The sequence below is a fragment of the Glaciibacter kafniensis genome, assembly GCF_039538945.1.
Taxonomy (GTDB): Bacteria; Actinomycetota; Actinomycetes; order Actinomycetales; family Microbacteriaceae; genus Cryobacterium; species Cryobacterium kafniensis.
Genome location: NZ_BAABCN010000002.1, coordinates 916947 through 928594 on the forward strand (window position 1 = coordinate 916947; position 11648 = coordinate 928594).

The window sequence follows — 11648 nt, forward strand, 5'->3', positions numbered from 1 at the left end:
CCCGGTTTGACTCACGAATCGCATCAGCGCGGCCCGCAGAGAAACGATTCGCTATCATGAAGGTTTCTACGCGAACGGCGAACTAAGACGCGGAATCCTCGGGTGCCGGGTGGATGACCATGCCGAATTCATTCACCGGCTCAAACACGTCAGCGTCACCGGCATTCGTCTGCGGTACCGGGCAGATCAGTCGAGTGTTTTGCACAGAGTGGTCGATGACGTGCTCACGCATCGAACGCCCGCAGAGTGGACAGCCAGCCAGATCGAGAGTGGTCTCCGCGTCGTATCGGCCTGGCGGTGGCGGAGTTTCGAATGCTGGTCGAAGCTTGTCTTCCACCCACTCGAAGAGGTGAGCGTATGCCCCGTTCGCCCTGGACTTCTTCTCGTCAGCCATGCCCACACGATACGCCGGATTGCGCTGATCTGCACGGCTTTATCGGCGATGAGCAGTACAGGGCGACGACGTGGTCAAGCCTCGCCGAATCCCGATTCGATCAGTGCGGCCAAAGCGTCCACGGCCGGCTTTCCTTCTTCGTCAACAGTGCTGATCTCGACCGCTTTGCCTCGAGTGAGCCCCAGAGCCATAATGCCGAGCAGGCTCTTCGCATCCTTGCCGTTGACTGTTACCCGCACCGGAAAGGTGGTGGCAAGTTTGACGAAATCGGCGGCGGGCCGTGCGTGCAAACCATCGGCGTTGATCAGCGTCACCGTGCGGGTGTAGCCGGCGGATGCGCCATCCTGCTGGCCACGTGTCTGGCCGGACGCTGGCTGAACCGGAGCCGCTTGCACCGAATTCGCCGATTGGGCCGCGGCGATCACAGCAGCGAGATTCTCCCCTGACTCGGCGGCAACCGCTGCGGCAACTCCGCCCTCAACGAGGGGCGCATCGACGATCACCACACGGTCGCGGTCAGCCTCATCGAGAAAGTCTCTCGCCGTCTCAGCGGTCAGTATCGCTGAGCCCAGATCGCAGAGCACCACAACTCCTGCGCCGGTGTCGGCCGACGAGATCCCCGCGCTGACCTTCTCAAAGCTTGTGCCGATACTTCCTTCGTCGGTGCCCCCCGCGGCGATGAGACGTGCGTTCGGCGCCATCTGCCTGGCAAGTTCGACGAGGCCGTCGGCGATCTTGTCGCTGTGCGAGACGAAGACGACTCCGACGCGCGATTCGGATTCAGCCACGGCTACTCCTGTCCGGCCGCTTCGGCGGCTGCCCGCAGCAGAAGCGCAGTGGACTCGGCTCCGGGGTCACGATGACCGATCGCCCGCTCCCCCAGGTAGCTTGCCCGCCCCTTGCGAGCGACCCACGGCTCGGTGGCAACGGCCCCGGCCAGTGCGGCGTCAGCGGCCTGCCTGAGGATCTCAGCGGTGCTCGCGCCGGCCGCGTTCGCCGCAGTTGCCGCGTCAACGGCAGGGGTCCAGGAGTCGACCATTGTCTTGTCGCCGGACTCCGCCTTGCCCCGAAGAACGATGCCGTCACGGGCAGCGGTGAGAAACGTGGCGAGACCGTTGCCGTCGAGTTCAACCTGGCCAACGACCGAGAGTGCAGCTTTGAGAAAAGCGGTGCCGTAAAGCGGTCCAGCAGCTCCGCCGACCGTGGAGATCAGCGTTGTGGCGACGACCTTGAAGACGTCGGCCGGCGTCGCTGTGTCGGACAGCTCGTCGAGCTTCGGAAGGGCCGCTTGAAACCCGCGATCCATGTTCTCGCCATGGTCACCGTCACCGATGTCTCGATCAAGCGTGTTCAGAGCGGCGCGATTCAGCGCGATGTCCGCAGCACTCCGTCTGATCCAGGCTTCCGCCCAGTCGGCTCCCACGCTCATTCGGTCTCCTTCTCCAGCTCTGAACTCGACCGCAAGAGGGCTCTGCAGCCCCCGTTCCCTACCGACCCCATCGCAGCGCAGCGGTGTGGACCGGCGCATCCCAGAGCGCGGTCAACTCGTCATCCAATTTCAACACGCTAACCGACACACCCTGCATTTCGAGGGAGGTGGTGAAGTTTCCGACCAACGACCGGGTGACCTCGATTCCCTTTTCGGCGAGCACCTCGGCCGCACGACGGTAGACGATGTAGAGCTCGATTTGCGGAGTTCCGCCCATTCCGTTCACCAACAGAAGCACCTTGTCGCCCGAGACGAATGGCACATCCTCAACAACTGCGCCAAGCAACCTGTCGACAATCGCATCGGCCGGTTCGAGCTTGATGCGTTCCCTGCCCGGTTCGCCGTGGATGCCGATGCCAATTTCAATTTCGTCATCGGCCAACGTGAAGCTCGGCTCGCCGGCGTGCGGAACGACACACGGAGTCAGGGCAACACCCATGGTGCGCACCTGTGCGTTCACCCTTTCGGCGATCTCAGCAACTCCGGCGAGGTCGTCCCCGCGCTCAGCAGCTGCACCGGCGATCTTTTCAACGAGGACCGTGCCGGCGACGCCGCGGCGACCTGCCGTGTAGAGCGAGTCTTTGACTGCCACATCGTCGTTGATGATTACCGCGCGCACCTCGATGTCCTCGGCCGCCGCGAGGTCAGCGGCGGTCTCGAAATTGAGCACGTCACCGGTGTAGTTCTTGACGATGTGCAGAACCCCGGCACCGCCGTCGACGGCTTTCGTCGCGGCGAGGATGGGGTCGGGGGTCGGAGACGTGAAAACGGCCCCTGGAACTGCGGCATCCAACATCCCTGGCCCGACGAAGCCGCCGTGCATGGGCTCATGACCGCTGCCGCCGCCGCTCACAATTCCCACTTTTCCGGACACGGGTGCGTCGCGACGCACGATGAAGATCGGATCAAGAGAGACCGTGACCAGATCGGCATGGGCTGCACCGAAACCAGAAACCGCTTCGGTAACGACATTCTTCGGATCATTGATGAGCTTCTTCATGAGCTTCCGTCCACTCGGTATATCGGACACGACCCGAACCTCGGCTCCAGCTCGAATCGTCGTTGTTCTCCCGCTCAAACTACGCCATGCTCGCCCGCGCGGTAAGGGCACACTGTGCGAGCTCTGGCCATTCCCCTCGCCGAGCGCCGAGGCTAGGGTGTAGCCAAACGCTCACCCCGGCCCTGTTCGTTGCAGCTACTCGTCTTATCTCCGCATCACAGGTGCAGCAGCCCGCGCCGGCCCGCACTGTTTTGAGTCAGCCCAACGGAGGTCACAATGACTGATTACATTCTCGCGATCGACCAGGGAACGACGAGTTCTCGGGCGATCATCTTCGACAAAGCAGGCTCGGTCATCTCGACCGGGCAGCTGGAACATGAACAGATCTTTCCGCAGGCCGGGTGGGTCGAACACGACCCGAAGCAAATCTGGGACAACGTGCGCGAGGTGATCGGTCAAGCCCTGGCAAAGGCCAACATCACTCGCCACAACATCAAGGCCGTCGGCATCACGAACCAGCGTGAAACGGCAGTCGTCTGGGACAAGACGACCGGAGAGCCGGTGTACAACGCCATCGTCTGGCAGGACACCCGCACCCAACCGATCGTCGACCGCCTCGCAGCGGACGGCGGTGTCGAGCGGTTCAAGCAGCAGGTCGGCCTTCCCCTGGCGACGTACTTCTCTGGCACGAAGATCGTCTGGATTCTCGAGAACGTGCCAGGCGCCCGCGAAAAGGCTGAGGCCGGCGACCTCCTGTTCGGCACGACCGACACCTGGGTGCTCTGGAACCTCACCGGCGGCGTCAACGGTGGCGTTCACGCCACGGATGTCACCAACGCGTCACGCACGATGTTCATGGATCTCGAGACACTCCAGTGGGACGACGCCATCCTCGCCGCATTCGGGGTGCCGAAGTCGATGCTGCCGACGATCAAGTCCTCGTCAGAGGTCTACGGAACCGTCGAGGAGCATTCGCTACTTCGGGAAGTGCCAGTCGCCGGCATCCTGGGCGACCAACAGGCAGCCACCTTCGGCCAGGCCGCCTTCGACACCGGCGAGGCCAAGAATACCTACGGCACCGGAAACTTCTTGATCTTCAACACCGGGGAGGAGATCGTTCATTCGAAGAACGGCCTGCTCACCACCTTGGGTTACAAACTCGGCGACGCGTCGCCGCACTACGCGTTGGAAGGATCGATCGCGGTGACCGGTGCGCTGGTGCAGTGGTTGCGCGACAACCTCGGCATCATCTCGTCGGCCGACGAGATTGAGGCGCTGGCCAAAACAGTCGATGACAACGGTGGCGCGTACTTCGTGCCGGCATTCTCCGGCTTGTTCGCTCCGTATTGGCGCGCGGATGCCCGTGGCGCACTGGTCGGTCTGACCCGCTTCGTCAACAAAGGCCACATCGCCCGCGCAGTTCTGGAGGCGACAGCGTTCCAGACCCGCGAGGTGATCGACGCGGTCAACGCCGATTCGGGAGTACCGCTGACCGAGATCAAGGTCGACGGCGGAATGATCGCGAACAACCTGCTGATGCAGTTCCAAGCCGACATCCTGGGTGTACCGGTGGTGCGTCCCGTCGTCGCCGAGACGACGGCACTCGGTGCTGCCTACGCGGCGGGTCTCGCTGTCGGTTTCTGGAGCGATCTTGATGATCTGCGCGCCAACTGGCAGGAAGACAGCCGGTGGACGCCGAAGATGGATGAAGCCGAACGGGCACGCCAGCTGCGCAATTGGAAGAAGGCAGTGACGAAGACGTTTGACTGGGTCGACGAGGACGTCAACTGACGAACCCGCTGACAACAACAGCAGAAATCGACCGACCGGGCCGCTCAGGCCCGGTCGGTCGAACTCTGTTCCCACGCCGGGTGACGCGCGACCGGCTCAGCCTCGAGTCGCGGCGACCCACTGGGAGAGTTTGTTCGCGGCGGAACCTGAATCGATGGCCTCCGCGGCAACGAGCATCTGTGTGCGGAAGCGATCGAGGATGCTGATCTGACTCTGTGAGGGATCCTGTGCCAACTCGAAGGACACCAGGCCGGCCGCCGCGTTGAGCAGCACGATGTCGCGAACGGGTCCCACATCGCCGGCCAGAACCGAGTGCACCACCGCTGCGTTGTGGGCAGCGTCTCCCCCTGTCAAGTCGCTCATCTTCGAGCGCTTGATTCCGAGGTCGCGTGGATCGATGTCGTGCTCAGTCACCAGTCCGCGGGAGATCTCCCAGACGTGGCTGTGACCAGTGGTGGTCATTTCGTCGAGGCCGTCGTCGCCGCGGAAGACGAGGGCGGTGGCCCCGCGCGTCTGGAACACACCGACAAAGAGCGGCACGCGAGAGAGTGCGGCGACACCGACGGCCGAGGCTTCGGGTCTGGCCGGGTTGCACAGCGGACCCAGATAGTTGAAGACCGTGGGGATGCCCAGCTCGCTGCGAGTCGCCGCAGCATGGCGAAACCCCGGATGGAATGCCGCAGCGTAGGCAAACGTGATTCCCGTCACATCCAGAATCTCAGCGACGGTGGTGGCAGACAGCGTGAGGTCGATGCCCAACGCCGCGAGCACATCCGACGCGCCCGAGTCGGAGCTTGCCGCACGATTGCCGTGCTTGATTACGGGCACGCCAGCGGCCGCACAAACGATCGATGCCATCGTCGACACGTTCACCGTGCCGAACCTGTCACCACCGGTGCCGACGATGTCCAGAGCCATGGGGTTGACCGGGAGCGGAATGGCGTGATCGAGGATGGCATCGCGGAATCCGACGATCTCATCGACGGTCTCCCCCTTGGCCTGAAGTGCCACAAGAAACGCGCCCATCTGGGCATCTGTGGCCTCGCCGACCATGATCTGTTCCATGCTCCAGGCGGCGTCGGCAACGCTCAAGTCCTCTCCACGGAGAAGGGAGCTCAGGATATTGGGCCAAGACTGCAATTCCAGCATGCGCACAATCGTAGGGGAATCTGGCTAATCCCCCGAAATCACGCGGGATATCGACGCCCGGTAAGGCTTACCTAACCATAACCATTGGGCGACAGGCACGCCTCAATGAGAAAAACCTGTACGAATATCGGCCATAATGGAGGGGTGACGAGCACCTCAATTACTCATACGGCTGTTGCGCCGGTAGTGAACAGGCCCAACAGCGTGGCAGTGGGCACCATTGTCTGGCTAGGCAGCGAAGTTATGTTCTTCGCCGGCCTATTTGCCATCTACTTCACCCTTCGGTCGACTTCGCCCGAACTGTGGCAGTTCGAGACCGACAAGCACAACTTCACCTACGCGCTGATCAACACACTGATCCTGGTGTCCTCCTCGGTGACATGCCAGTTCGGTGTGTTCGCTGCAGAGCGACTGCAGGCTCGGGCAACCGGCTGGAAGCCGAGTCAGTGGGGCATGGTCGAGTGGTTCTTCCTCACCTACGCCCTGGGTGCCATCTTTGTGTCCGGCCAGGTGCTTGAGTACGCGACGTTGGTCTCTGAAGGCATCTCGCTCAGCTCCAATGCGTATGGCTCAGCCTTCTACATCACAACCGGATTCCACGGAATCCACGTGACCGGTGGTTTGATCGCATTCCTCCTGGTCATCGGTCGCGCTTTCGCGGTCAAGCACTTCGGCCACAAAGAAGCGACCAGCGCCATCGTGGTCTCTTACTACTGGCACTTCGTCGACGTCGTCTGGATCGGGCTCTTCCTGGTCATTTACGTTCTCAAATAGAAATCAGGAGCGGACAACCACAGCATGCCCGAGAACAGAAAACCCACTACCCGGCAGGGTCGCAAAGCCGGTCGTCGCCACCCCATGGCCAGCGTTGCCCTGATCGCTATCGGTCTGCTCTTCACTGGAGGCGCGTACGCAGCCTTCAGCGCTTCGAGCGCAACCGCTCAGGCGGATGCAACAAGCCAGCAGACCATTGAAGAGGGCAAGAAGCTCTTCGCCGCCAACTGCGCCACCTGCCACGGCCTTGCTGCCGATGGCACCGGTGACGGCCCCAGCCTGATCGGTGTCGGCGCTGCCGCTGTCGACTTCCAGGTCGGAACCGGCCGCATGCCGATGGCAGTCAACGGTCCGCAGGCAGAGCAGAAGCCCGTGCAGTTCACTGACGAGCAGATTTCGGCTCTTGCCGCATACGTCGCCTCCCTGGCACCCGGCCCCGCTATTCCAGAGGGCGAAGTTCTCGATGGCAATGGCGACCTGTCCAACGGTGGAGAGCTGTTCCGCATCAACTGCGCAATGTGCCACAACGTCGCCGGCGCCGGTGGCGCACTCACCGAGGGAAAGTTCGCTCCCCCTCTGACGGGTGTTTCAGCCACGCACATCTACGAGGCCATGGTCACCGGTCCGCAGAACATGCCGGTCTTCAATGACATGAACATCACGCCTGAGGGCAAGCGCGACATCATCAGCTACCTCAAGTACCTCGAGAACAACCCGTCGCCGGGCGGTTTTGCGCTGGGCTCGCTCGGACCCGTTTCAGAGGGCTTGTTCCTCTGGATCTTCGGTCTGGGTGCAGTCGTGGCGTTGACCGTGTGGATCACGGCGAAGTCGAACTAACCGGATACCGGTTCATGACACAGCGTATAAAGCCCCTGAAGGAGAACAATGGCCAAGGACGATAACGGCGGGAAGGACCTGATCGCCGCCGACTCGCCCGGCGCACACGCGGAGGCATCCTCCGGTATCGCCGTCGTCGCACGGGATGCCGTCGCCAACCCAGGTCTCCCCCCGCACCGCAAGCGTGTGACCGATCTTCACCCGAAGGCTGAACGCCACGCCGAGCGTGCCGTCTACACGCTCTTCTACCTGTCGATCGTGGGCAGCATCTGGGCGATTGCCGCGTACATGATCTTTCCGATGGAGGGTGACGACGTCGGATCCGTTCGACTGAACAACCTGTTCATCGGTCTCGGTCTGGCCCTCGCGCTTCTGGCACTCGGTATCGGCGCAGTCCACTGGGGCAAGGCGCTCATGTCCGACCACGAGGGCGTCGACGAGCGTCACCCGGTGCAGGGCAGCGACGAGACCCGTGCTCGCGCCGTGGAGATCTTCCAGGAAGCGAACGAGGAGTCAGGTTTCGGCCGTCGTACCCTCATTCGCAACAGCCTGATCGGCGCGCTCGTCGTGTTCCCGCTGCCGGCAGTGGTTCTGTTCCGCGGCCTCGGCCCGCAAAACGTCGACCCGGTCGAAGCTCTTTCACACACCATGTGGAAAAAGGGCATGCGCCTGACGATCGACCCGAGCGGCACCCCGATCAAGGCATCGGATGTCACACTCGGCTCGGCGTTCCACGTGATCCCCGAAGGTCTGGTCGACCTGGAGCACGGCAAGCTCGAAGAGAAGGCCAAGGCCGCAGTTCTGCTGATGCGCTTGAAGCCAGAAGATCTCCACGAGCAGCCTTCACGCAAGAACTGGTCGTACGACGGCATCGTCGCGTACTCCAAGATCTGCACCCACGTCGGTTGCCCTGTCGCTCTCTACGAGCAGCAGACACACCACCTGCTCTGCCCGTGCCACCAGTCACAGTTTGATGTTTCAAACGAGTGTGCGGTCATCTTCGGACCGGCCAAGCGGCCGCTCCCCCAGCTGCCGATCACCGTTGACTCTGAGGGCTACCTGATCGCGCAGAGCGACTTCACCGAACCCGTCGGACCGAGCTTCTGGGAGCGTTCTTGAGCACGTCAACCACCACGAGCGCACCCGTCGAGGCTAAAAAGTCGGGTGGCTTCACCGCCTCCGCGGCGAATTACCTCGACGAGCGCACCAGCATCTCTACTGCGGTCAAGGAACTGGGTCGCAAGATCTTTCCTGATCACTGGTCCTTTCTTCTCGGTGAAGTGGCGCTGTACAGCTTCGTCATTATTCTTCTCTCCGGAAGCTTCCTGACCTTCTTCTTCCAGGCGTCTATGGCGCAGCTGCACTACGACGGTTCCTTCGTTCCGTTGAAGGGCGTCGAGATGTCTGCCGCCATGGCGTCGTCCCTCGACATCTCCTTTGATGTTCGCGGTGGATTGCTGATGCGCCAGGTTCACCACTGGGCGGCTCTTCTCTTCGTCGCCTCTATCGGCCTGCATATGCTGCGCATCTACTTCACCGGTGCGTTCCGCAAACCGCGTGAGCTCAACTGGGTGATCGGCTTCGTGCTGTTCATCCTCGCGATGGCTGAAGGATTCACCGGCTACTCCCTCCCCGATGACCTGCTCTCCGGAAACGGTCTGCGCATCATCGACGGTCTCGTCAAGGGCATCCCGCTGGTCGGAACCTGGATCTCGTTCCTGTTGTTCGGTGGTGAGTTCCCGGGCGAAGACATCGTCGGACGCCTCTACTCGTTGCACATCCTGCTGCTGCCGGCTTTGGTCGTCGCGTTCATCGCAATGCACCTTCTGTTCGTGGTTGTTCACAAGCACACGCAGTACCCCGGTGCAGGCAAGACCAACCAGAACGTCGTCGGATTCCCGGTTCTCCCGGTCTACGCTGCGAAGGCCGGTGGATTCTTCTTCATCGTCTTCGGCGTCGTGATGCTGATGGCCTCGCTGTTCACGATCAACCCGATCTGGAACTATGGACCGTACGACCCGTCCCCCGTCTCCGCCGGCACCCAGCCTGACTGGTACATCGGATTCGCCGACGGTGCACTGCGCCTGATTCCGCCGGGACTCGAGACCGTGTGGCTGAACCACACGTGGTCCTGGAACATCATCATCCCGCTGGTCGTCATCGGCATCTTCATCGTGCTCGTGATGTTCTACCCGTTCATCGAGGCCTGGATCACCGGTGACAAGCGTGAGCACCACATCCTCGACCGCCCGCGCAACGCTCCGACCCGCACCGCGATCGGCGCAGCCGGTGTGACCTTCTACGCCGGCCTCTGGGCCGCCGCGTCGTCGGACATCATCGCGACTCACTTCCATCTCACGATGGAAGGCGTCATCCACGGCATCCAGGCCATCACCATCCTCGGACCGGTTCTCGCCTACTTCCTCACCAAGCGCATCTGCTTGGCGCTGCAGAAGAAGGACCGCGAGATCGTGCTTCACGGCTACGAGTCAGGTCGCATCGTTCGCCTCCCCGGCGGCGAGTACATCGAGGTGCACCAGCCGGTCGATGAGTACGAGCGCTGGAAGCTCATCAGCCACACGGACTACAAGCCGCTGATGATTCGTCCGAACGCGAAGGGGCAGATCACGGCCGGCCAGCACCTGCGTGCCGCGCTGTCCCGTTGGTTCTTCGAAGACCGGATCGCACCGGTCAGCCAGAAGGAACTCGAACAGTCGCACGGCGATCACCACTAGTCACAACGGCTGATCGGAACCAACACAACAGATCGGGTATCGATGTCACTCCAGACTTTGTCGGAGTGGCTTCGATGCCCGGTCTGTTTTTCTGTGCTCCTGCCGCGCGAACCACTCACGCTTGTCTGCGCCGCAGGGCACTCCTACGATGTGAACAAGCGGGGCTTCCTTACCCTCTTGCGCTCACAGGGACTGATCGGTGACAGCGCCGAGATGCTTGATTCCCGTGACGCGTTTCTGGGAACGGGATGGTACTCCGCGCTGCGCGATGCGGTCACCCGCGTCGTGTCCGCTGAAACACCTCACACCGTCGTCGATTTCGGCTGTGGCACCGGCTACTACCTGGCCGGCATACTCGACCAGACGCCATCCGCCCGCGCCCTCGCCGTCGACATCTCCCCCGCGGCGGTTGCACGCACGGTGCGCGCCCTCGAGCATACCGACGGGCTTGTGGCCAATGTCTGGTCGCCGCTGCCGATCAGAGATGGCGCGGCTGACGTCATCCTCAATGTTTTCGCGCCCCGCAATGCTGCGGAGTTCGCGCGTGTACTTCGACCAGGCGGCCTGCTGGTGGTCGTCATTCCGCAGCCGTCTCATTTGCGCGAGCTGCGCGAGGCCGGTCTCGCCCTCGGCGTTCAAGACGACAAAGCTGCAGTCTTGATTGCCGGCCTTGCCGCACACTTCACCGTGCACTCACGGCAGCAGCTCTCGACAGAGGTCTGGCTCACCGTGACCGAGATCGCGGCCCTCGTCGGAATGGGTCCGTCAGCGCATCATCGGTCGACTGCGGCTGGTCGGCTCGACCCGGCAGAGCGACACCCCGTGACGACGGCGTTCGAGGTGTTCGGCTTTCGCCGGCTCTCCCACTGATCACTCGCTCCCCGCCGATCGTATGCTCGCTGAGCGATCGATCCCCTGCGTACTCCCGCTGAACACCGGTGTTGTCAGTGTCGGCCGTAGGTGCCAGGGTGAATGCATGGCGATCGAGGTGCGTGCGGCCACAAAGTTCGACGATGTGAAGACCATGGTCGGCCCCAAGCGCGCCGATGCGAATGTGTGCTGGTGCTTGAGCTATCGCATTCCGTCAAAGCAAAACATCGCTGCGCTCGGACCAGAGCGCGGCGAGATCGTGAAGAACCTGTGCCGACAGGACCCGCCGCCTGGTGTGCTCGCCTACGAGGCCGATGAGGTGGTGGGTTGGGCCGCCGTGCACCCCCGAGCCGATACCGGGTTCGCCCGCAAGCGAGGAGCTCCAGCGGTCGAGGGATACCCGGTCGATAACGCGGGCCAGACGGTCGACCTCACGATGGCCTACGTGGGTACGCGCACTCTCTTCGAACGGGCCGGCTTCACGAAGGCCGCCGACACCGATTCGGTGTTGAACGGGTTTCCCCGCATCCTCATGCGCCTGGATCTGAGCTGAGAGATCAGAACTAGGGTTCAGATACACAAAACGCCCTCCCGAAGGAAGGCGTTTCG

At 62.4% G+C, this 11648-nt stretch carries 12 protein-coding genes; 7 read left to right on the plus strand and 5 right to left on the minus strand.

All coding sequences use genetic code 11. From position 1 onward, the window contains the following. Window positions 1-82 precede the first annotated feature (82 nt). From ABD791_RS04795 to dhaK, 4 genes are all read right to left on the minus strand, one after another. Window positions 83-394, minus strand: a complete 312-nt coding sequence (locus ABD791_RS04795) for a hypothetical protein (RefSeq protein WP_345062789.1) — start codon at window positions 392-394, stop codon at window positions 83-85. A 74-nt stretch (window positions 395-468) separates the two neighbouring features. Further along, the gene (dhaM, locus tag ABD791_RS04800) at window positions 469-1182 is read right to left on the minus strand and encodes a dihydroxyacetone kinase phosphoryl donor subunit DhaM (protein WP_345062791.1); all 714 of its coding nucleotides are present in this window, start codon (window positions 1180-1182) and stop codon (window positions 469-471) included. 2 nt (window positions 1183-1184) lie between these two features. Beyond that, window positions 1185-1823, minus strand: coding sequence for a dihydroxyacetone kinase subunit DhaL (gene dhaL, locus ABD791_RS04805; RefSeq protein ID WP_345062793.1), 639 nt, complete (start codon window positions 1821-1823; stop codon window positions 1185-1187). Window positions 1824-1881: 58 nt separating this feature from the next. Further along, window positions 1882-2883 (minus strand): dihydroxyacetone kinase subunit DhaK, encoded by a 1002-nt coding sequence (dhaK, locus tag ABD791_RS04810; protein ID WP_345062795.1) that lies wholly within the window; start codon window positions 2881-2883, stop codon window positions 1882-1884. 276 nt (window positions 2884-3159) lie between these two features. On the opposite strand from dhaK, the gene glpK reads away from it, so the two are divergent. Beyond that, window positions 3160-4674 (plus strand): glycerol kinase GlpK, encoded by a 1515-nt coding sequence (gene glpK / locus ABD791_RS04815; RefSeq protein WP_345062797.1) that lies wholly within the window; start codon window positions 3160-3162, stop codon window positions 4672-4674. Between the two features lie 96 nt (window positions 4675-4770). On the opposite strand, the gene trpD is transcribed toward glpK, so the two are convergent. After that, window positions 4771-5823, minus strand: a complete 1053-nt coding sequence (trpD, locus tag ABD791_RS04820; protein ID WP_345062799.1) for an anthranilate phosphoribosyltransferase — start codon at window positions 5821-5823, stop codon at window positions 4771-4773. Between the two features lie 105 nt (window positions 5824-5928). Here trpD and ctaE point away from each other — a divergent pair, with 105 nt between their 5' ends. From ctaE to ABD791_RS04850, 6 genes are all read left to right on the plus strand, one after another. Then, entirely contained in the window at window positions 5929-6597 is a 669-nt protein-coding gene (ctaE, locus tag ABD791_RS04825) for an aa3-type cytochrome oxidase subunit III (protein ID WP_425562218.1), read from the plus strand. A 24-nt stretch (window positions 6598-6621) separates the two neighbouring features. Further along, window positions 6622-7434: a cytochrome bc1 complex diheme cytochrome c subunit gene (qcrC, locus tag ABD791_RS04830; protein ID WP_345062803.1), complete on the plus strand. Its 813-nt coding sequence runs from the start codon at window positions 6622-6624 to the stop codon at window positions 7432-7434. A gap of 48 nt (window positions 7435-7482) precedes the next feature. Beyond that, window positions 7483-8553, plus strand: coding sequence for a cytochrome bc1 complex Rieske iron-sulfur subunit (gene qcrA / locus ABD791_RS04835; protein WP_345062805.1), 1071 nt, complete (start codon window positions 7483-7485; stop codon window positions 8551-8553). After that, window positions 8550-10169 carry a cytochrome bc1 complex cytochrome b subunit gene (qcrB, locus tag ABD791_RS04840; RefSeq protein ID WP_345062807.1) on the plus strand — a complete coding sequence of 540 codons (1620 nt, stop codon included), beginning with the start codon at window positions 8550-8552 and terminating at the stop codon, window positions 10167-10169. Before qcrA ends, qcrB begins: the two co-directional genes overlap by 4 nt. 177 nt (window positions 10170-10346) lie before the next feature. Continuing rightward, window positions 10347-11039 (plus strand): methyltransferase domain-containing protein, encoded by a 693-nt coding sequence (locus ABD791_RS04845; protein ID WP_345062809.1) that lies wholly within the window; start codon window positions 10347-10349, stop codon window positions 11037-11039. A 106-nt stretch (window positions 11040-11145) separates the two neighbouring features. After that, window positions 11146-11592, plus strand: coding sequence for a GNAT family N-acetyltransferase (locus tag ABD791_RS04850; protein ID WP_345062811.1), 447 nt, complete (start codon window positions 11146-11148; stop codon window positions 11590-11592). Window positions 11593-11648: the final 56 nt, after the last annotated feature.